Source organism: Streptomyces sp. NPDC006283 (assembly GCF_040613325.1).
Taxonomy (GTDB): domain Bacteria; phylum Actinomycetota; class Actinomycetes; order Streptomycetales; family Streptomycetaceae; genus Streptomyces.
Genome location: NZ_JBEXRZ010000010.1, coordinates 19,832 through 40,119, shown reverse-complemented (window position 1 = coordinate 40,119; position 20,288 = coordinate 19,832). Strand labels below are relative to the sequence as shown.

Below are 20,288 nucleotides of genomic sequence, written 5' to 3'. Positions count from 1 at the left end.
CGAGCACAGGCACCGCGGGGCGCGATTCGGGGGTCCCGGCAGGGTGGCCCCGCGTGGACACCGCGCGGGGCCGGGGGCTCGGTTCGGGCAGGCCGGGGAAGCGTCAGGCCCCGCGCGGCGGCGCCCCTTGGCTACAGCCAGCTCGCGAACTCCAGCGCCAGTTCACCCTCGGCGCGCCGGCCCCCGGCAATCGCGCGTGTGCCCGACTCGACCGCCCGGAACAGCGTCCAGCCCCGCAGGCGTTCGCGGTCCACCTCCAGGGAGTCCGCCAGCTTGTTCACCCTGCGGCGTGCCGCCGCCGCGCCCGCCGAGGCGGCGACGAGGTCCTCGACCCGGTCGCGGACCAGACGCGCCAGGTCGTAGGCGCGTTCGCCCACGAGCGGCTCCGGACCCACCGCCAGCCACGGCGTCCGGTCGCCCGAAAGCACCTTCCCCTGCCGGAAGTTGCCGTGCAGCAGCATCTCCTCGGCGGCGAGCGCGACCAACTCCTCCCGTGCCGCCAGCGCCGGGGCCACAAGCGGCTCGTCGGAAAGCCGCATCGCCTCCGCCTGCCGGCCGGTGCGCTCCGTGACCGTCTCGAAGCCATGGCCCGCGGGCGGCTCCGTCCACAACCGCTGGACCGTGCCCGCCGCCTCCAGCAGCGCCTTCGCCTCCGGCAGCGACCGCAGCGACATCTCCGGGTGCAGCCGCTCCAGCAGCAGCCCGTCATCCCCGGCGTCCAGGAGCCGTACCGCGCCCCAGCCGTTCCAATGTTCCAGTGCGGCCCGCTCGAGAGCTGGGGCGGCGGACGGCGGAGCCACCTTCAGGGCGGCGGGGGTGCCGTCCGGCTGCCGTACGAGCAGCACGAGGCTGCTCCGGCCGCCCGGCACGACCGTCCGTTCGACGTCCAGCTTCCGCCGGTCCACCGTCCCCTGGACGGTGCCGGGCAGCCGCCTGAGCCACTCGTCGTCCTCACCGAGTGCCCGCACCAGCCGCTGCGGCGGTTCGAAAGCCATACGTCCGTTGTTCCCTTTCCCCGTCAGTCCTGGTCGGCGGCCCGCTCGGCGAGCCCCGGAAAGGCTACGCCGCTGCCCCGCCAGCGCACCGCGCGCACGGCCGCCTCGCGCAGTGCGCCCGCGGCCTCCAGCCGCAACGGCCCGTCCACGGCCCGTACGAGGTCGGAGTAGACGCCTGCCACCCGGTCCTCCAGGACCGCGGCGAGCCGTATCGCGGCGGCGGCGTCCGGTACGGAGAAGGGCAGGGCGTACGCGGCGGCGGCAGCCGAGGGCTCTCCGCCCAGGTCGCGCACCGTCCGCACCAGCGAGTCGCGCCGGGCCCGGTGCGCGGCGTGCGCGGCGGCGGCCTCGTTCTCCCGGTCGTCTCCGACCCGGCCGCCGACCACCCCGTAGCCGTAGACGGCGGCGTGCTCCGCTGCGAGCGCCGCCTGCAGGGCGTCCAGCTTCCCCGCCGCGTCCACCGTGCTCATCACGCGTCCTCCTTCGCCAGCAGGTACGCATGCGCGGCACCGGCAGCCGCCACGGAGGCCAGCAGGCGGGCCAGTTCGGGCTCCGCGTCGGCGAGGGCCGCCGTGTGACGGTCGGCGGTACGGCGCTCTGCCGCGACGAGCGACTTCAGCGCGGCGCCGGGCTCGGCCGGAGCCGAGGCCGGGGCAGAAGCAGTGGCGCCGGCAGCGGCAGAAGCAGTGGCCGAAACGGACGGCGAAGGGGCGGCTGACGCCGCCGGCCCCGCCAGCGCCGCGGCATGCTCCGCGACCGCCGACCGCAGCGGCGTCAACCGTTCGGCGAGCGCCGGGTGGCGGGCGATGACCGCGTCGTACTCGTCGCGCAGCGCCGTGCTCGTGGCCGCGAGCCGTCGGCGCAGCGCGGCCTCGGCGCGAGCGGAGTCGGCGGAGCGTCCCGGCTCGCGCCGCGCGGCGGGGTGGTCGCTCGAACAGCCCGTCAACAGGCCGGCGGCCGCCACCCCCGTCGCCAAGAGCGCACGTCTTCGTGTCGTCCCCGTGCGCCCCACACGTGTCTCCTCGGGCTCGCAGTGATCATCGCCGCAGGCGAGCGTACCTGCGGGCCCAGCGTGGGTGGACGGCAACACCCCCCGGGACCGGATACCCTTTCTTCGACACGCGACGATCCCACAACAGCACACGCGGCCGAGGAGTCACCCGGATGAGCACCACCCAGAGCGAGAGGCTGCGCGGGCTGCTGGAACCGCTCGTCAGCGCCGCGGACCTGGATCTGGAGGAGATCGAGGTCTCCCGGGCGGGCAGACGCCGCATGCTGAGGATCATCGTCGATTCCGACGAGGGCGTCGAGCTGGACGCCTGTGCGGAGCTGAGCCGCGCCATCTCCGAGAAGCTCGACGAGACGGACGTGATGGGCGAGGGCGAGTACGTCCTCGAAGTCAGCTCCCCCGGCGCCGATCGCCCCCTGACCCAGCACCGCCACTACGTGCGCGCCACCGGCCGCCTGGTGAAGCTGCAGCTGAACGCCGACGGAGCAGTCGAGGAACTGGTCGCGCGCATCGTCGAGGTGGACGACGAAGGGCTCGACCTCGAGATCCCGGGCGTGAAGGGGCGCAAGCCCAAGGCCCGCAGGGTCGCGTTCGACGACATCGCCAAGGCGCGCGTCGAGATCGAGTTCAGCCGCAAGGACAAGCAAGGCGACAAGGACGAGAAGGAAGAGGAGGCGTAGCCGTGGACATCGACGTGAAGCTCCTGAAGGGCTTGGCACAGGAGAAGGAGATCGCCTTCGACCTGCTGGTCGAGGCCATCGAGTCGGCCCTCCTCATCGCGTACCACCGCACCGAGGGCAGCCGCCGCCACGCGCGTGTGGTGCTCAGCAGGGACACCGGTCATGTGACCGTGTGGGCCAAGGAGGACGCGGCCGATCTGGAGGAGGGGCAGGAGCCCAAGGAGTTCGACGACACTCCGTCGGACTTCGGCCGGATCGCCGCCACCACCGCCCGCCAGGTCATCCAGCAGCGGCTGCGTGACGCGGAGAACGACGTCACCTTCGGCGAGTACGCCCGCCGTGAGGGCGATGTCGTCTCGGGCATGGTGCAGCAGGGCAAGGACCCCAAGAACGTCCTGGTCAGGCTGGACGACAAGCTCGAGGCGATCCTGCCGGTGCAGGAGCAGGTGCCGGGCGAGGAGTACACGCACGGTCTGCGGCTGCGCACCTATGTGGTCCGTGTGGCGAAGGGCGTGCGCGGCCCGTCCGTGACGCTGTCCCGTACCCACCCGAACCTCGTGAAGAAGCTTTTCGCGCTGGAGGTCCCGGAGATCGCGGACGGCAGCGTCGAGATCGCGGCCATCGCCCGTGAGGCCGGCCACCGCACCAAGATCGCCGTTCGCTCCACCCGTTCGGGCCTGAATGCCAAGGGCGCCTGCATCGGCCCGATGGGCGGCCGGGTGCGCAACGTCATGGCCGAGCTGCACGGCGAGAAGATCGACATCGTGGACTGGTCGGACGACCCGGCCGAGATGGTGGCGAACGCCCTCTCGCCGGCACGCGTCAGCAAGGTGGAGGTCGTCGACCTCGGCGCCCGTTCGGCCCGGGTCACCGTTCCGGACTACCAGCTGTCGCTGGCGATCGGCAAGGAGGGGCAGAACGCCCGTCTGGCCGCACGCCTCACCGGTTGGCGTATCGACATCCGGCCGGACACCGAGCAGGGCTCGGAACAGGGCTCCGACCGGCACTGAGGAACACCTCGGGGCGGAATCCCGTTTGCGCCCGTGCCGAGGGCCAAGCAAGATCCCAGAAGGATCAGGACAACAACCGTTCGATTTTTGCCCCAAAGGGGTGAGGTCGGTGCGGGGAGGTAGACTTAACCGTGTCTGGCCGGACGCACGACCGCGCGTGCCCTGAGAGAACCTGTCTGGGATGCCGGGAGCGAGCGGCCAAGAGCGATCTGCTGCGGATCGTGGTCATCGAGGGCGAGTGCGTCCCCGATGATCGCGGTACGCTGCCCGGCCGGGGTGCGTACCTGCACCCCGCCTCGGTCTGTTTCGACCTGGCGGTCCGCCGCCGGGCGTTCCCAAGGGCCTTCAGGGTCACAGGGGCGCTCGAGACCGCCGCGCTGCGGCGGCATGTCGAACAGGCAGCACCGTAAGAGAAAGAAGTACGGCACGGAACCCCGTGCGGTCAGGTACCTCGCGAGTTGGAAGTAGGTCGAGATTGCGATGAGCACTCGATGAGTACGCGATGAGTACGCCCATGAAGTAGCGACGGTCCGGCGGTAACCCGGACCTAAAAGGAGCGAAGTGGCTAAGGTCCGGGTATACGAACTCGCCAAGGAGTTCGGCGTGGAGAGCAAGGTCGTCATGGCCAAGCTCCAAGAACTCGGTGAATTCGTCCGTTCGGCGTCCTCGACGATCGAGGCGCCGGTTGTACGCAAGTTGACTGACGCACTGCAGGGGCCCGGCGGCAACGCCGGCAAGTCCGCTGCGAAGCCTGGCGCGCCCCGCAAGGCGACGCCCTCGAAGCCCGCGGCGCCCTCCCCGGCGCAGGCGGCACGTCCCGCTGCCCCCAAGCCCGGCGCACCGGCCCCCAAGCCGGCCCCGGCGAGCAGCACCCCCTCCGCGGCCCCGGCACCGGGCCCGCGTCCCACACCGGGTCCCAAGCCCGCACCGGCCAAGCCCGCGCCCGCGGCACCGGTGCCCGCAGCCGAGTTCTCGGCTCCGGCTCCGGCCCAGCCCGCCGCACCGCAGGCCCCGCGTCCCGCGGGTGCCACTCCCGGTCCTCGCCCTGCCCGACCGGCTCCGGCCGGCGGCCAGCGTGACGGCGGCCGCGGCGGCGAGCGTCCGGCGCGTCCCGCCGGCGGCCAGGGCGCCCCGCGTCCCGGCGGTCGTCCGGCCGGTCCCCGTCCGGGCAACAACCCCTTCACGTCCGGTGGCTCCACCGGCATGGCGCGCCCGCAGGCGCCTCGTCCCGGTGGCGCCCCGCGTCCCGGTGGCGGCGCTGCTCCCGGCGCTCCGCGTCCTCAGGGCGGCCCCGGCGGCGCTCCGCGTCCGCAGGGTCAGGGCGGTGCCCGTCCGACTCCCGGTGGCATGCCTCGTCCGCAGGCCCCGCGTCCCGGTGGCGCCCCTGGCGGCCCCGGCGGCAACCGTCCGAACCCGGGCATGATGCCGCAGCGCCCTGCTGCCGGTCCCCGTCCTGGTGGCGGTCCCGGCGGCGGCGGTCGCGGTCCCGGCGGCGCCGGTCGTCCCGGCGGTGCCGGTCGTCCCGGTGGCGGCGGCGGCTTCGCCGGTCGTCCCGGCGGCGGTGGCGGCGGCGGTCGTCCCGGTGGCGGCGGCGGCTTCGCCGGTCGTCCCGGCGGCGGTGGCCCCGGTGGTGGCGGCGGCTTCGGCGGTCGTCCCGGCTTCGGCGGTCGTCCGGGCGGTCCCGGCGGCCGTGGTGGCACGCAGGGCGCCTTCGGCCGCCCCGGCGGCCCGGCGCGCCGTGGCCGCAAGTCGAAGCGTCAGAGGCGCCAGGAGTACGAGGCCATGCAGGCCCCGTCGGTCGGCGGTGTGATGCTGCCTCGCGGCAACGGCGAGACCATTCGCCTGTCGCGCGGTGCTTCGCTCACCGACTTCGCGGAGAAGATCAACGCCAACCCGGCGTCGCTCGTCGCGGTCATGATGAACCTCGGCGAGATGGTCACCGCGACGCAGTCCGTCTCCGACGAGACGCTGCAGCTTCTCGGCGACGAGATGAACTACACCGTCCAGATCGTCAGCCCGGAGGAGGAGGACCGCGAGCTTCTCGAGTCCTTCGACATCGAGTTCGGCGAGGACGAGGGCGGCGAAGAGGCCCTGGTCTCCCGTCCGCCGGTCGTGACCGTCATGGGTCACGTCGACCACGGTAAGACCCGACTCCTCGACGCGATCCGCAAGACGAACGTCGTCGCGGGCGAGGCCGGTGGCATCACCCAGCACATCGGTGCCTACCAGGTCTCGACCGAGGTCAACGGCGAGGACCGCGCGATCACCTTCATCGACACCCCGGGTCACGAGGCGTTCACCGCCATGCGTGCCCGTGGTGCGAAGTCGACCGACATCGCGATCCTCGTGGTGGCGGCCAACGACGGTGTGATGCCCCAGACGATCGAGGCGCTGAACCACGCCAAGGCGGCCGACGTGCCGATCGTGGTCGCGGTCAACAAGATCGACGTCGAGGGTGCCGACCCGACCAAGGTGCGCGGTCAGCTCACCGAGTTCGGTCTGGTGGCCGAGGAGTACGGCGGCGACACCATGTTCGTCGACATCTCCGCCAAGCAGGGTCTCCACATCGACTCCCTGCTGGAGGCCGTGGTCCTCACCGCGGACGCCTCGCTCGACCTGCGTGCCAACCCGGACCAGGACGCACAGGGCATCGCGATCGAGTCCCACCTCGACCGCGGCCGCGGTGCCGTCTCGACCGTCCTGGTCCAGCGCGGAACGCTGCGCATCGGCGACACCGTGGTGGTCGGCGACGCGTACGGCCGCGTCCGGGCGATGCTCGACGACAAGGGCAACAACGTGGAGGCGGCGACCCCGTCGACTCCCGTCCTGGTGCTCGGTCTCACCAACGTGCCGGGTGCCGGCGACAACCTCCTGGTGGTCGACGAGGACCGTACGGCCCGCCAGATCGCCGAGAAGCGCGCCGCGCGTGAGCGCAACGCCGCCTTCGCCAAGCGCGTCCGCCGGGTGTCCCTCGAGGACCTCGACAAGGTGCTCAAGGCCGGTCTGGTCCAGGAACTCAACCTCATCATCAAGGGCGACGCGTCCGGTGCGGTCGAGGCCCTCGAAGCCTCGCTGCTCCAGCTCGACGTCGGTGAAGAGGTCGACATCCGGGTCCTGCACCGCGGTGTGGGTGCGGTCACCGAGTCCGACATCGACCTGGCGATGGGCTCCGACGCCATCGTCATCGGCTACAACGTCCGTGCGGCCGGCCGTGCCGCGCAGATGGCGGAGCGCGAGGGCGTCGACGTCCGGTACTACTCGGTGATCTACCAGGCCATCGAGGAGATCGAGGCGGCCCTCAAGGGCATGCTCAAGCCGGAGTACGAAGAGGTCGAGCTCGGTACGGCGGAGATCCGAGAGGTCTTCCGCTCGTCCAAGCTGGGCAACATCGCGGGTGTCCTCATCCGTTCCGGCGAGGTCAAGCGCAACACCAAGGCCCGGCTCATCCGCGACGGCAAGGTCATCGCGGAGAGCCTCAACATCGAGGGTCTGCGCCGCTTCAAGGACGACGTCACCGAGATCCGCGAAGGCTTCGAGGGTGGTATCAACCTCGGAAACTTCAACGACATCAAGATCGACGACGTCATCGCGACGTACGAGATGCGCGAGAAGCCGCGCGGCTGACGCACGGCACCTGTCCGGGGCCGGTCGGCGGAAGTATTTCCGTCGATCGGCCCCGGCCGTTGCGTGTACGGTTTGGATGTCCCTGCCAAGTTGGGCGGGGACCGGACTGTGCCGGCTCGGGGGGCGAGCCTTCGGACCCCCGGCACAACAAACCCGGACCGGCGGGACATCCGGACATACATGTATGTGGGGACACTGTCCTTCGATCTGCTTCTCGGCGACGTACGGTCGCTGAAGGAGAAGCGTTCCGTGGTCCGCCCGATCGTCGCCGAGCTTCAGCGGAAGTACGCGGTGAGCGTGGCGGAGGTGGGTGGTCAGGACCTCCACCGGCGGGCCGAGATCGGCCTCGCCGTGGTGTCCGGCGACACGGGGCACCTGACGGACGTGCTGGACCGGTGCGAGCGCCTGGTCGCCGCCCGGCCGGAGGTGGAGCTGCTGTCGGTTCGACGCAGGCTCCACAGCGACGAAGACTGAATGCAAGGCAAAGAAGGAGAAGGACCAGTGGCCGACAACGCGCGGGCGAAGAAACTGGCAGACCTCATCCGGGAGGTGGTCGCCGAGAAGCTGCAGCGCGGCATCAAGGACCCTCGCCTCGGTTCGCACGTGACCATCACGGACACCCGCGTCACCGGGGACCTGCGGGAGGCCACGGTCTTCTACACGGTCTACGGCGACGACGAGGACCGCGCGAGCGCGGCCGCGGGCCTGCAGAGCGCCAAGGGCGTCCTGCGCTCCGCGGTCGGTGCGGCCGCGGGCACCAAGTTCACGCCCACCCTCACGTTCGTGGCGGACGCCCTTCCGGAGAACGCCAAGACGATCGAGGACCTCCTCGACAAGGCGCGGGCATCCGACGCCAAGGTGCGCGAGGCGTCCTCCGGTGCCAAGTACGCCGGCGAGGCCGACCCGTACCGCAAGCCGGAAGACGAGGACGAAGCCTCGGAATGACGCAGCGCACGACTCCGCCCGACGGCCTTGTCATCGTGGACAAGCCGTCGGGCTTCACTTCGCACGACGTCGTCGCCAAGATGCGCGGGATCGCACGGACCCGGCGCGTCGGACACGCGGGGACGCTCGATCCCATGGCCACCGGTGTGCTGGTGCTGGGCGTCGAGAAGGCCACCAAACTGCTCGGGCACCTGGCACTGACCGAGAAGGAGTACCTCGGCACCGTCAGGCTCGGGCAGAACACCGTCACGGACGACGCGGAGGGCGAGGTCACGTCCTCCACCGACGCCTCCGGCGTCACCCGTGAGGCGATCGACGCGGGTGTGGCCAAGCTGACCGGCGACATCATGCAGGTGCCGTCCAAGGTCAGCGCCATCAAGATCGACGGGAAGCGGTCGTACGCGCGGGTGCGCGGCGGCGAGGAGTTCGACATCCCGGCCCGGCCGGTGACCGTCTCCTCCTTCCAGGTCTACGACGTCCGGGAGACCACGACGGAGGACGGGCTCCGGGCCGTCGACCTGGTCGTGTCCGTGGTGTGCTCCTCCGGCACCTACATCAGGGCGCTCGCGCGTGATCTCGGAGCCGACCTCGGCGTCGGCGGGCATCTGACGGCCCTGCGGCGCACCCGCGTCGGGCCCTACGGACTCGACGCGGCGAAGACCCTCGACCAGCTCCAGGAGGAGCTGACCGTGATGCCGATCGCCGATGCGGCCGCTGCCGCCTTCCCCCGCTGGGACGTGGACGAGCGGCGGGCCAAGCTGCTCACCAACGGCGTACGCCTGGACATGCCGGCCTACGACCGCGCGCCCGTCGCCGTCTTCGGACCCGACGGCCGCTTCCTGGCGCTCGTCGAGGAGCAGAAGGGCAAGGCGAAGAGCCTCGCCGTCTTCGGCTGACCGGAGCCGTGACACGTCGTGGGGCGGGCAGCGATGCCGCCCGCCCCACGATCCCCCCTCGTTTCCCCCGCACTAGGTCTATCCACTGCACACCCGGGATTCACCCCAACGAGCAGGCGCTTGGAGTGAACCGGGGTGCACTGGGGGGCGCGTTCATGATGCGGACTTCTCTCGCTGATCATGATCGACATAACGTCGTCGCCATGGGACGCGCTGACCAGGCAACTTTGGTACGGATCTGCGATCCGGCCGGTCGGCCGCACGGCACCGGCTTCGTCGCCGACGATCTCGGCACGGTCGTGACCGGCCACCACGTGATCGCCGGGCTCACCCGCCCCCTCCTCCGGCCGCAGGACGGCAGCGGCTCCGTCCTCGAGGCCGACTCCGTCACCGCCTGCCCGGAGCACGGGCTCGCGCTCCTGCGCGGCAACGGCCTGAGAGTCCCCGCGCTGCCCATCGGCGCGCGGGACCATGTCACGCCGGGAACCTATGTGCGGCTCGTGGCCGGAGGCTGGCGCGAGGCCCGCGTGCTCGCCGCGACCAGGGGCATACTCGAGCTCGCCATCGGCACCGACGGCAGCGACGCACTGCGCCTCGCGGGAGCCGCCGCCGGAGGACCCGTGCTCGACGCCGCGACCGGAGCGGTCCTGGCCGTGCTCGGCGCAGTGCCGCCGGCCGGTGCCCCCGCGGCCGTCTGTGCACGACCCCTGCACGCCGCTCTGCCCGAACCGCTTGCCGCCCTGCTGCGCCGCAACGCGGGACTCGCCTCCGCCTACGGGCAGGACCTGAACCTGGCCGCCGTACTGGAGCTCACCGGCGGCTCGCTCGCACGGACCGGCCTCTCGGGCAGCCGGCCGGAGCACATCGAACGCCCGGACATCACGGGGGAGTTCGGCGAGTTCACCGAGCGCCACGCGGCGCCCTTGGTCCTCGGACTCGTGGGCACCCCCGGAACAGGCCGTACGACGGAACTGCGCATGCTCGCCGCCCGGCGCGCCCAAGGCCCCGAGCCGGCCCCCACGCTGTGGCTGCGCGGAGCCGACCTGCACGCCGGGGACATCTCCCTGGCCGACGCGGTGGCCCGGACCCTGCACCGGGCCGCCCGCCTCCTCGCCGTACCGGAGCAGGACATCGGCCCGGCCCGGGTGGCCCGTCTGGCCCACGGCGCGGGACGGCCGCTGCTCGTCGTGCTCGACGGTCCCGAGGAGATGCCGCCCGCACTGGCGCGGAACCTGCGGGAGTGGACGACGGCAACAACGAAGTGGCTGGACGCCTGCGGAGCAAGGCTCGCGGTGGCGTGCCGCCCCGAGTACTGGGAGCAGGCCGGGGCACTTTTCCCGCCGGAGCTGCTGCACCGTCCAGGCCGCCAGGCGCCCCCACAGAAGGAGCGGGCGGGGACGCCGGCGCGCGTGGCCTCCCTCGCCGGCGTCGGCGGCGCGGGCGACGACCGGGCGCCGGACCCGACGTACCCCGCCGACGTCCGTGCAGGACACGCGAGCGGTGCACCCGGTGGTCCCGGAGCGGTGTCGTCCTGGGCCGCGTCCGAAGCTTGCCGGGTGCCCGCCCAGTCCCTTGCCGGGCGCGGATCCGGCACGGGCACCCAGCCACCGCCGGCCGTGCGCATCGGAGACCTGGATGCCGACCAGGCCCGCCGGGTGCGGGAGGCGTACGGCCTGCCACCCGGTGCCGTCGCCGCCGCCGACGAGCGGCATCCGCTCACGCTCCGGCTGCTCGCCGAGGTGCACCACGCACTGCCCGGCGCGCTGCCGGGCAGACCAGGGCGAGAAGAGGTCCTGGGCGCCCATCTGGACCTGGTCTGTCTGCGGATGGCCGTACGCATCGCTTCAGAGGCCGTCCCCGAGCCGCGTGGCTCCGTGCTCCGCGGACTTGTTGCCGCGGTCGCCGGCCGCATGCACGAGGCCGCCCGACGCTGCCTCGGCCCCGGGCACGGCCAACTCGACCGGACGGCGTTCGAGGAACTGTTCCCGTGGCGCGCCGGATGGGCGTCCGCCGTCCTCACGGAAGGCCTGCTCGTCCCGGCCGGCAGCGGCTACCGCTTCGCGCACCAGGAATTCGCGGACTGGATCCAGGGCGCGCACCTCGACCTCGACGCCGCACTGCGCTCCCTGCTGCACCTGCGGCAGGAAGGGCGGAAGGCGGCGCCCGTACCGCGGCATCGCATCGGCACCGTCGTGCAGGCTCTCCTCCTCCTCGGGCGGCGACACGGGCCGCCGGCGCTGGAGCACCGGCTCACCGGCCTCGTGGACGCGCTCCACGACCCCGACCCGGACGAGCGGCCCAAGGACGCGCGGTGGTGGGCGGCCCGGCTCCTCCATGCGGTTCTGCCGCGCGTACCGGACGCGGAACCGCATCTCGGCGTGCTGCACCGGCTGGCCGAACGACCGGGCGGCGACGGTGAGTTCGGACCCCGCTTCTGGGAACGCCTGCGGCTCGGCGACCTGGCCCGGTTCGACCTGCTGCGCCGCCTGGTCCCCGCCGATCCGCCCGCGCACGGTGCCGCCGCCGCACCCCGCTACCTGGAGCTCGCCGATGAACGGCTCGCGGCCGACCCCGTGGCCGTACAGCCCCTGCTGTGCCGCTGGTTCGACGACGACACCCCCTTGGCCGCGGACCCCGACGCCGGGGTGCGGCCCACCGTCGGCGCTGCCGCGCAGGCGCTGCTGTACGCACGGCGTGGCCTCGCGCCGGACGATCTGACCGAGGCCCTCGTCGACACCGCGCACCCCCGTGCCACCGAGCTTCTCGCCGCGCTCGCCGAGGACGAGCCGTCCGTGCTGTGCAGGGCCGTCGACCGCTGGGCGCGCGACCCGCGGCCCGAACGCCGGGCCGCGGCCGCCACCCACGCCCTTGCCCCCGAGCCCACGACCGACCGCGACCGGGAACACCTGCGGGGCGCGGCACGCGCGCTGCTCGCCGACCCCGCGCACCACGGCGCGGCGCTCACCCTCCTCGTGCGCGACCCGGTCAGCCGCTCCCGACATCTGGACCTGGCCCTTGACCTCTTCGCGGCAGGTGACCCGCACGTGCCGGCGGGCGCGCTCGCGGACGCACTCGCCACCCACGCCCGCCCGGTGCTCGCCGCCTTCAGGACCCGGCTCCTGCGGCCGGACGGCGGTGCCGACGCGGGGGAACTGCTCGCCACGCTCGCCGGAGCCGTCACCGACCCCGCGACCGCGCGGCGCGCCGCCGCCCTGGTCTGCGAGTACGTCGACCACCGACCCGACGGCGCGGTGCACGCAGCCGCCTACGTCCACCGCCGCCTCGACGGCGGCCCGGACGCCCGCGATGTGCTGTTCCCTCTCGTCACCCACCTGCTACGAGGCCGGCCCGCACAGGTACGCAGCGCCCTCGCGCCCGTCCTCGCCGCACCCGGCGGCGCCTCCTCGCAGGCGCTGCGGGGAGAGCTGCTCGACGTGATGCTGCGCTACGAGCAGTACGAGGCCCGCGAGGTGGCCGTTCTCGACGCGCTGCTCCGCGCCGCCGCGCACGGCTGCCACCGGCGCCCCGAGGAACACACCCGCGCGCTGGTGCACCGTGCGGGCCTGCTGCTCGTCCGCACACCCAAGGGCGCCGCCTGCCTCGAGCGGCGGCTGGTGGAGCTTGCCCGCGAGGTGCCCGGCTTCGCCACCCTGGCGGGGCGCTGGCTGGCCGACGACCCCCAGGAATGGGCCGCGGTCGTGGGCCCGGGCGCCCGGCGGGCCCTGTGCACACCGGGCAGCACGGTGCCGATGCCGACCGGGAGCGCCGGGCATGGCAGTCTTAGACCTGCGTTATCGGCAATCACGTACACAGGTTCGGGCGAGGAGCGGTCACAGTGCAGCGCTGGCGTGGCTTGGAGGACATCCCCCAGGACTGGGGACGCAGCGTCGTCACCATCGGCTCCTACGACGGCGTACACCGCGGGCACCAGCTGATCATCGGCCGCGCGGTGGAGCGGGCGCGCGAGCTCGGGGTGCCGTCGGTCGTCGTCACCTTCGACCCGCACCCCAGCGAGGTCGTCCGCCCCGGCAGCCACCCCCCGCTGCTCGCGCCGCATCACCGCCGAGCCGACCTGATGGCCGAGCTCGGGGTGGACGCCGTGCTCGTCCTGCCCTTCACCGCCGAGTTCTCCCAGCTGTCGCCGGCCGACTTCATCGTCAAGGTCCTGGTCGACAAGCTGCACGCGCGCGCGGTCATCGAGGGCCCCAACTTCCGCTTCGGCCACCGGGCGGCAGGCAACGTCGCGTTCCTCGCCGAGCTCGGCACGACGTACGACTACGAGGTCGAGGTCGTCGACCTGTATGTGCGTGGGGAGGCGGGCGGCGGCGAGCCGTTCTCCTCGACGCTCACCCGCCGGCTAATCGCCGAGGGAGACATCGAGGGCGCCTCGGAGATCCTGGGCCGACCGCACCGCGTCGAGGGCATCGTGGTCCGCGGCGCCCAGCGCGGCCGCGAGCTCGGCTTCCCGACGGCGAACGTGGAGACCCTCCCGCACACCGCGATCCCGGCGGACGGCGTCTACGCGGGCTGGCTCACCGCGGCCGGCGAACGCATGCCGGCGGCGATCTCCGTCGGCACGAACCCCCAGTTCGACGGCACCGAGCGCACGGTGGAGGCGTACGCGATCGACCGCGTGGGGCTCGACCTGTACGGCCTGCACGTGGAGGTCGACTTCCTGGCGTACGTCCGGGGGCAGGAGAAGTTCGACTCCATCGAGTCGCTGCTGGTGGCGATCGGGGACGACGTGAAGAAGTGCCGGGAGCTCACGGCGGCGTACGACGCGCGTCGCTGACGATCCGGCCGCGGCCCGTCGATCTGTACGGGCGTGGCCCGTCCCGGGTGGTCCGCTTGGCTGCGGCGCGGTCCGGGGGTCGTGTCCGGGACTGCTCGGCGCACCGCGCTGCGCGTCGAGCGCCGCTTCACGTCCCGTACACCACCCCCTGCCCGTCGCCCTGCGCCCGGCCGACGGTTTCGCTCCCCCCGGGGAAGCCTGTGCCGCGGTGTTCGGTTCCCTCAGCCGGACGCCGACGCCCAGTGACACGCCACCTGCGGAGTCGGGGCGTTCGGGAGGACCGGAAGGTCGAGGGTGCGGCACTGGTCCGCCACGCCGGCCCGGTCCGCCTCGCCCGACGACAGGATCTGGCAGCGGGCGTGGAACCGGCAGCCCGCCGGGATGCGGGACGGGTCCGGCGGCTCACCGGTGAGGACCACCGGCGTCTCCTCCGATTCCGGCAGCACCGACAACAGTGCCTTGGTGTAGGGGTGCTGCGGTGACGTCAGCACATCCTCCACCGGCCCCGACTCGACGATCCGCCCCAGGTACATCACCGCCACCCGGTCCGCGATGTTCCACGCGAGACCCAGGTCGTGCGTCACCACCAGTGCGGACAGGCCCAGTTCGTCCCGTAGCCGCAGCAGCAGCGCCAGGATCTCGCCGCGTACCGAGGCGTCCAGCGACGCCACCGGCTCGTCGGCGACGATCAGTTCCGGTTCGAGTACGAGGGCTCCCGCGATGACAACACGCTGGCGCTGTCCGCCGGACAGCTCGTGCGGGTAGCGGAGGAAGAACCGCTCAGGCGGACGAAGACCTGCCCGGGACAGCGCTTCCGCCACGGCGGCGCGTTCATCACCGGCGTAGCCGTGGATCCGCAGGCCCTCCGCCACGGCGTCGTACACCGTGTGACGTGGGTTGAGCGATCCGCTCGGGTCCTGGAGCACCAGTTGCACACGCTTGCGGTAGGTCTTCAGCGCGCGTGAGCCGTAGCCGAGGGGTTCCCCGCCGAAGGTGACGCGCCCGGAGCTCGGCGGTACCAGGCCGAGCAGGGAGCGTGCCAGCGTGGTCTTGCCGCAGCCGGATTCGCCGACGAGCGCGACGATCTCCCCGGCCCCGATGTCGAGGTCGACGCCGTCCACGGCGCGCGCCGCCGGCCCGCCCCGGCGCCCGGGGAAGGTGACGTGCAGCCCGGATGCGGACAGCAGCGGTGCGGCCGTGGTGGTCGGGGTCATGACGTGCTCCTGTGTCACAGCTGCTTCTCCGTCCCGGCTCCGGCCCCGGCACGCTCCGCGGGACCGCCCACCAGTACGCATGCCGCCCGGTGACTCTCGCCCGCCGTGACCAGCTCCTGGTCCTGTTCGGCGCACGTGCCGAGCGCCACGGGGCAGCGTGGGTGGAAGGTGCAGCCGCCCGGCAGCGCCGCCGGGTCGGGCGGGTCGCCGGGCAGCCCGCGCGGTGCCCGGCGCGAGGCGGGGTCGCCGATGCGGGGGAAGGCCGCGGACAGGGCACGCCCGTAGGGATGCTGCGCGGCGTCGTAGACCGCCCGGGCGGGGCCTTCCTCCACGACGCGGCCCGCGTACATCACGGCGAGGCGGTCGCAGGTGTCGGCGAGCACCCCCAGGTCGTGGCTGATCATCAGCAGGCTGATGTCCTGCTCTGCGACGAGCTGCTCGATCAGCCGCAGAATCTGCGCCTGGATCATCACGTCCAGCGCGGTCGTCGGCTCGTCGGCGACGATCAGCCGGGGGTCGCAGGCGAGCGCCATGGCGATCATCACCCGCTGCCGCTGCCCGCCGGAGAGCTCGTGCGGGTACGCGTCCGCGCGGGAGGCAGGCAGCCCCACGTGCTGGAGCAGTTCGCCGACGCGTCGCTTCGCCTCCGCCGGGGTCGATCCGCGGTGCAGCAGGATCGGCTCGGCGATCTGGTCGCCGACGCGGTGGACCGCGTTGAGCGAGTGCATCGCCCCCTGGAAGACGATCGACGCGCCCGCCCACCGCACGGCCCGCAGCCGTCCCCACTTCATGGTGAGGACGTCCTCGCCGTCGAGGAGGATCTCGCCGGTCAGCTTCGCGGAGGCCGGCAGCAGCCGCAGCAGCGCGAGCGCCAGTGTCGACTTGCCGCAACCGGACTCGCCCGCGACGCCGAGTTTCTGCCCGGCGGCGAGGGACAGGTCGACGCCGCGTACGGCGGGCACGGCGCGTGCACCGGAGCCGTAGGTCACATGGAGGTCCCTGACCTCGAGCAGGCTCAACGCGCCACTCCCAGCTTCGGGTTGAGTACGGACTCGATCGCACGCCCGCACAGGGTGAAGGCGAGCGCCACGAGGGCGATGGCGATTCCGGGAGGGGCCAGGTACCACCAGTGGCCCGAGGACACCGCACCCGCCTCGCGCGCGTCCTGGAGCATTCCGCCCCAGGAGACGATGGTCGGGTCGCCCAGGCCGAGGAAGGCCAGCGTCGCCTCGGTGAGGATCGCGCTGGAGATCCCGAGCGTGGTCTGCGCCAGAACCAGCGGCATCACGTTGGGCAGGACATGCCGGTTCATGATGTGGCCGTGCCCTCCGCCGAGGGCCTTGGCGCGCTCGATGTAGGGACGCGACTCCACGGCGATGGTCTGGGCCCGCACCAGCCGTGCCGTGGTGGGCCAGCTGGCGACGCCGATGGCGATGACGACCGTCCACACATTCCGCGACATGACGGTCGCGAGCACGATCGCCAGCACGAGCGTCGGCATGACCAGGAACCAGTCGGTGATCCGCATCAGGACCGTCGAGAACCAGCCGCCGTAGTGGCCGGCGATGATGCCGACGAGCGTCCCGATGGCCACTGACAGCGCGGCGGCCAGCAGCCCGACGGTGAGCGAGATCCGCGCCCCCCAAACCAGCAGGCCGAGAAGTGAACGCCCGAACTGGTCAGTGCCGAGCGGGAACTCGCCGCTGGGTTCTTCCATCGCCGTTCCGGGAGCGTTCGTCACGCTCTGCACGTCACCGCCGACCAGCAGCGGCGCGGCGAGCGCGGTGAACGCGATGAGCGCCAGCGCGGCCAGCCCGAACAGGCCCGCACGGTGGGTGCGGTACGCGCTCCAGAAACGGGCGACGGAGTGCCGGCGGCGCGCCCACGCCAAGGATCTCGCCGTCTGTGCGGTCCGCCCGGCCTCGGCGGCCGGCGCCGCATCGGGCTCGGTCGTGGTCTTCGTCGGCGGCGTCGGTGTCGTCGTCATCGGCCCACCCGGGGATCGAGCAGCGGATACATCAGGTCGGCGAGGAGATTCATGATGATCATCGCCCCGGCGAAGACGACGAACAGCCCTTGGACGAGCGGCAGGTCCGGCACGCTGAGCGCCTGATAGAACAGCCCGCCGAGCCCCGGCCAGGAGAAGACCGTCTCGACCAGGATCGAACCGGCCGCCACATGGCCCAGGTTGATGAACACCATGGTGACGGTCGGCAGCAGCGCGTTCGGTACGGCGTGCCTGCGCCGCACCACGTCGTCCCGCAGCCCCTTGGCGCGTGCAGTCGTCAGGTAGTCGCTGCCCATTTCGTCGAGCAGCGACGAACGCATCACCAGCAGCGTCTGGGCGTACCCGACGGCGACCAGGGTCAGCACGGGCAGCACCATGTGATGCGCCACGTCGGCCACGTAGGCGAAGCCGCTCTCGTTGCCCGACTCCATGCCGCCGGTGGGAAAGATGCCGGGTACGGGGCCGATCCCCACCGAGAAGGTGATGATCAGCAGCAGGCCGAGCCAGAAACCCGGCACGGACCACAGGGTCAGCGCCACACCGGTGTTGAGCTTGTCACCCAGACTGCCGTGCCGCCAGGCCGATCGGGTGCCCAGCCAGAGCCCGATCGCCGAGTAGACGACGACCGCCACCCCGGTGAGCAGCAGCGTCGCCGGTACCTTCTGGGCGATCAGGTCACCCACGGGGGCGTGGAACTGGTACGAGATGCCCAGGTCGCCCGTCAGGGCACTGGTGCAGTAGTCGGTGAACTGCTGCCACATCGGCTTGTCGAGACCGAACTGACGGCGCAGCGTCGCCATCTGCTCCGCCGACGTCGGCATGCCGTGGGTCATGGCCTTGACCGGGTCGCCCGGGATGATCCGGAAGAGGAAGAAGCTGGTGACGAGGACGGCGAGCAGCGAGATCGCCGCACCGCCCAGCTTCCCCGCCACGTACTGGAGATAGGCGCGTGCGCTGCCGCTCGCGGCGCGGGCCTCCGGGACCCGCGCCACAGCGGTCGTACTGGTCGTACTTGTGGTGCTCATCGACTATTCACGGTCTTCCGCGGTGGAACGGCGACGCATCACGACGAACAGCCCGAGAGCGGCGGCGAGAACCACGGCCGCGCCGATACCGATCACCACGCCCGTGGAGGAGCCGCTGTCGGAGGCGCCTTCCGCCGCTGCGGGCTCGGCCGACCACCAGCTCCAGTAGCCGTCCTGGCCGTAGATGTTGCCGGCTGCCTCCGGCATCGTCGTGATGGACTTGATCTGGTCCGTACGGTACGCCTCGACGGCGTTCGGGTACGCGAGGACGTTCATGTAGCCCGTGTCGTACAGCCGCGACTGCATCTGCTTGACGACGTCGGCGCGCTTGGCCGCGTCGTACTCCACGGCCTGCTTCGCGTACAGCTCGTCGAACTGCTTGTCACAGATGAAGTTGTCCGTCGCGCCGCTGTCCTTGGACGTGGCGGGCAGCGCCGCGCAGGTGTGGATCGACAGGACGAAGTCCGGGTCGGGGTTGACGGACCAGCCGTCGAAGGCCAGGTCGTAGTCGCCCTTGAGCCAGGGGTCGGAGACGTTGTCGAGGCAGTCGACCTTCAGCCCGATGCCCAGCTCGCCCCACCACTCCTGGAGGTACTTGCCGATCGCCTTGTCGTTCGGGTCGGTGGCGTGGCAGAGGATGCGGAAGTCGAGCGGCTTGCCGTCCTTTCCGAGCCGCTTGCCCTGCCCGTTCTTCTTGTAACCGGCGTCGTCGAGGAGCTGCGCGGCCTTCGCCGGGTCGTAGGCGATCTTCTGGCTCGCGTCGGGCTTCCAGAAGTACGACTGGAAGCGCGGCGGGATGTAACCCTCGCCCTCGACGGCGTGGCCCTGGAAGACCTTGTCGACGATGGCCGTGCGGTCGGTGGCGTGGAAGAGAGCCTTGCGCACGACCGGGTCGAGCAGCGCCTTGTGGCCGTTGCCGAACTTCGTGCCGTCCGCCGCCTGGGCGCCGGGGTTGGTGGCGAGCGCGAAGAAACGGCGGCCGGGGGCGTCGTTGACCTTGATGTTCTTGGCGCTCTTCAGCGCATCGGCCTGCGCCGGGGTCAGGCCCTGGACGAAGGAGACCTCGCCCTTCTGCAGGGCCGCGACCGCGGCGTCGCCGTCCTTGTAGTACTTGAACACCAGCTCGTCGAACTTGGGCGCGCCACGCCAGAAGTCCTTGTTCGGCTTCAGCTTCAGATACTGGTCGACCTTGAAGTCCGTGATGACGAACGGGCCGTTGCCGACGATCGGGAACTGCTTGTCGTTGTTGAACTTGGAGAAGTCGTCGACCTTCTCCCACACGTGCTTCGGCACGATCGGGACGTCGAGTGCCGTCATGGTGGCCTGAGGCTTCTTCAACTCGATGACCAGTGTCTTCGGGTCGGGCGCCGTGACCTTCTTGAAGTTGGCCGTGAAGCTGCCGTTGGCGGTGGCCGCGTTCTCGTCCGTCATCATCTTGTTGAACGTCCAGGCCGCGTCCTCGGCGGTGGCCTGCTTGCCGTCCGACCACTTGGAGTCGTCGCGGATGGTGTACGTCCACGTCAGCTTGTCGGGGGACGGCTCCCACGCGGTGGCCAGACCAGGGACGGTGCGGCCGTCCTTGACGTCGTAGTTCGTCAGGTAGTCGTAGGCCAGACGGTGGATCGTGGTGCTGACCAGACGCTGCGCCAGGAACGGGCTCAGCGAGTCGATGCTCTGCGACACGGCGACGGTGAGAACCTGCTTGCCGTCGTCGGCGGCCGCCCTGGCCTGCGGCCGGGCCTGTGATCCGGCCAGGGAGCGGTCCTGCGGCTGGGCCTGGGCCTGGGGGGCGACGGCCCCCGCCATCACCAATGCGGAGGCCGCGGCGCCAGTGGCGAGGACCAATCGGAAGCGGGGGCGTTGCCGGGTGCTCTGGGGAGATGCCGTTGTGACCATGGACAGTGACCTCGCGTCATTACTCGCACGGAGAGGGCGGGTTGGTGATCTTTGGTTCGCCAGCTGGTGAAGCGAAGGTTTATCAGGGTGGTCATGCCGCGTCAACGGCCGCTCAAACCCCGTGTGGGCTGCGGGAATAGGACGAGGGCCCGCACCGTGTAAACGGTGCGGGCCCTCATTGGTTCAGACCTCTG

At 71.8% G+C, this 20,288-nt stretch carries 17 protein-coding genes; 9 read left to right on the top strand and 8 right to left on the bottom strand.

The features are described from left to right. Positions 1-131: 131 nt before the first annotated feature. The 3 genes from ABZ070_RS04150 to ABZ070_RS04140 are packed head-to-tail and all read right to left on the bottom strand — an operon-like array spanning position 132 to position 2,007. Positions 132-995 (bottom strand): aminoglycoside phosphotransferase family protein, encoded by an 864-nt coding sequence (locus ABZ070_RS04150; RefSeq protein WP_356629687.1) that lies wholly within the window; start codon positions 993-995, stop codon positions 132-134. 23 nt (positions 996-1,018) lie between these two features. Beyond that, complete coding sequence (locus ABZ070_RS04145) at positions 1,019-1,465, bottom strand: DUF4439 domain-containing protein (RefSeq protein WP_356629685.1); 447 nt, start codon at positions 1,463-1,465, stop codon at positions 1,019-1,021. Beyond that, on the bottom strand, positions 1,465-2,007 hold the full coding sequence (locus tag ABZ070_RS04140; protein WP_356629683.1) for a hypothetical protein: 543 nt from the start codon (positions 2,005-2,007) through the stop codon (positions 1,465-1,467). The genes ABZ070_RS04145 and ABZ070_RS04140 overlap by 1 nt, the downstream gene beginning before the upstream one ends. Positions 2,008-2,159: 152 nt before the next feature. Between ABZ070_RS04140 and rimP the strand changes: the two genes are divergently transcribed. The 9 genes from rimP to ABZ070_RS04095 all read left to right on the top strand — a co-directional run bounded on the left by rimP (position 2,160) and on the right by ABZ070_RS04095 (position 13,951). Continuing rightward, complete coding sequence (rimP, locus tag ABZ070_RS04135) at positions 2,160-2,684, top strand: ribosome maturation factor RimP (protein WP_356629681.1); 525 nt, start codon at positions 2,160-2,162, stop codon at positions 2,682-2,684. Positions 2,685-2,686: 2 nt separating this feature from the next. Further along, the gene (nusA, locus tag ABZ070_RS04130; protein WP_356629679.1) at positions 2,687-3,694 is read left to right on the top strand and encodes a transcription termination factor NusA; all 1,008 of its coding nucleotides are present in this window, start codon (positions 2,687-2,689) and stop codon (positions 3,692-3,694) included. A 131-nt stretch (positions 3,695-3,825) separates the two neighbouring features. Next, positions 3,826-4,104 (top strand): YlxR family protein, encoded by a 279-nt coding sequence (locus ABZ070_RS04125; RefSeq protein WP_356629677.1) that lies wholly within the window; start codon positions 3,826-3,828, stop codon positions 4,102-4,104. Positions 4,105-4,255: 151 nt separating this feature from the next. Then, complete coding sequence (infB, locus tag ABZ070_RS04120; RefSeq protein ID WP_356629675.1) at positions 4,256-7,318, top strand: translation initiation factor IF-2; 3,063 nt, start codon at positions 4,256-4,258, stop codon at positions 7,316-7,318. Between the two features lie 180 nt (positions 7,319-7,498). Next, a complete protein-coding gene (locus ABZ070_RS04115) occupies positions 7,499-7,792 on the top strand; it encodes a DUF503 domain-containing protein (RefSeq protein WP_264247582.1) in 294 nt (97 codons plus the stop codon). A gap of 27 nt (positions 7,793-7,819) precedes the next feature. Further along, entirely contained in the window at positions 7,820-8,263 is a 444-nt protein-coding gene (rbfA, locus tag ABZ070_RS04110) for a 30S ribosome-binding factor RbfA (RefSeq protein ID WP_356629673.1), read from the top strand. Further along, positions 8,260-9,159 carry a tRNA pseudouridine(55) synthase TruB gene (gene truB / locus ABZ070_RS04105; protein WP_356629671.1) on the top strand — a complete coding sequence of 300 codons (900 nt, stop codon included), beginning with the start codon at positions 8,260-8,262 and terminating at the stop codon, positions 9,157-9,159. Before rbfA ends, truB begins: the two co-directional genes overlap by 4 nt. Positions 9,160-9,362: 203 nt before the next feature. Further along, positions 9,363-13,094 carry a serine protease gene (locus ABZ070_RS04100; RefSeq protein WP_356629669.1) on the top strand — a complete coding sequence of 1,244 codons (3,732 nt, stop codon included), beginning with the start codon at positions 9,363-9,365 and terminating at the stop codon, positions 13,092-13,094. Further along, positions 12,995-13,951 (top strand): bifunctional riboflavin kinase/FAD synthetase, encoded by a 957-nt coding sequence (locus ABZ070_RS04095; protein WP_356629667.1) that lies wholly within the window; start codon positions 12,995-12,997, stop codon positions 13,949-13,951. Before ABZ070_RS04100 ends, ABZ070_RS04095 begins: the two co-directional genes overlap by 100 nt. A 221-nt stretch (positions 13,952-14,172) precedes the next feature. Here the strand turns inward: ABZ070_RS04095 and ABZ070_RS04090 are convergent, their stop codons facing one another. The 5 genes from ABZ070_RS04090 to ABZ070_RS04070 are packed head-to-tail and all read right to left on the bottom strand — an operon-like array spanning position 14,173 to position 20,094. Beyond that, positions 14,173-15,165, bottom strand: coding sequence for an ABC transporter ATP-binding protein (locus ABZ070_RS04090; protein WP_356629665.1), 993 nt, complete (start codon positions 15,163-15,165; stop codon positions 14,173-14,175). A 14-nt stretch (positions 15,166-15,179) separates the two neighbouring features. Next, a complete protein-coding gene (locus ABZ070_RS04085; protein WP_356629663.1) occupies positions 15,180-16,184 on the bottom strand; it encodes an ABC transporter ATP-binding protein in 1,005 nt (334 codons plus the stop codon). Next, complete coding sequence (locus tag ABZ070_RS04080; RefSeq protein ID WP_356629661.1) at positions 16,181-17,152, bottom strand: ABC transporter permease; 972 nt, start codon at positions 17,150-17,152, stop codon at positions 16,181-16,183. Before ABZ070_RS04080 ends, ABZ070_RS04085 begins: the two co-directional genes overlap by 4 nt. Next, entirely contained in the window at positions 17,149-18,198 is a 1,050-nt protein-coding gene (locus ABZ070_RS04075; RefSeq protein ID WP_356629659.1) for an ABC transporter permease, read from the bottom strand. The genes ABZ070_RS04080 and ABZ070_RS04075 overlap by 4 nt, the downstream gene beginning before the upstream one ends. 3 nt (positions 18,199-18,201) lie before the next feature. After that, positions 18,202-20,094: an ABC transporter substrate-binding protein gene (locus ABZ070_RS04070; RefSeq protein ID WP_356629657.1), complete on the bottom strand. Its 1,893-nt coding sequence runs from the start codon at positions 20,092-20,094 to the stop codon at positions 18,202-18,204. Positions 20,095-20,288: the final 194 nt, after the last annotated feature.

Excerpts from the sequence above, each read along its gene's own strand:
- ABZ070_RS04075 (WP_356629659.1), bottom strand. The coding sequence starts at position 18,198 with ATGAGCACCACAAGTACGACCAGTACGACCGCTGTGGCGCGGGTCCCG.
- rimP (WP_356629681.1), top strand. The coding sequence starts at position 2,160 with ATGAGCACCACCCAGAGCGAGAGGCTGCGCGGGCTGCTGGAACCGCTC.
- ABZ070_RS04150 (WP_356629687.1), bottom strand. The coding sequence starts at position 995 with ATGGCTTTCGAACCGCCGCAGCGGCTGGTGCGGGCACTCGGTGAGGAC.
- truB (WP_356629671.1), top strand. The coding sequence starts at position 8,260 with ATGACGCAGCGCACGACTCCGCCCGACGGCCTTGTCATCGTGGACAAG.
- ABZ070_RS04145 (WP_356629685.1), bottom strand. The coding sequence starts at position 1,465 with ATGAGCACGGTGGACGCGGCGGGGAAGCTGGACGCCCTGCAGGCGGCG.
- ABZ070_RS04070 (WP_356629657.1), bottom strand. The coding sequence starts at position 20,094 with ATGGTCACAACGGCATCTCCCCAGAGCACCCGGCAACGCCCCCGCTTC.
- ABZ070_RS04115 (WP_264247582.1), top strand. The coding sequence starts at position 7,499 with ATGTATGTGGGGACACTGTCCTTCGATCTGCTTCTCGGCGACGTACGG.
- ABZ070_RS04100 (WP_356629669.1), top strand. The coding sequence starts at position 9,363 with ATGGGACGCGCTGACCAGGCAACTTTGGTACGGATCTGCGATCCGGCC.
- ABZ070_RS04090 (WP_356629665.1), bottom strand. The coding sequence starts at position 15,165 with ATGACCCCGACCACCACGGCCGCACCGCTGCTGTCCGCATCCGGGCTG.
- ABZ070_RS04080 (WP_356629661.1), bottom strand. The coding sequence starts at position 17,152 with ATGACGACGACACCGACGCCGCCGACGAAGACCACGACCGAGCCCGAT.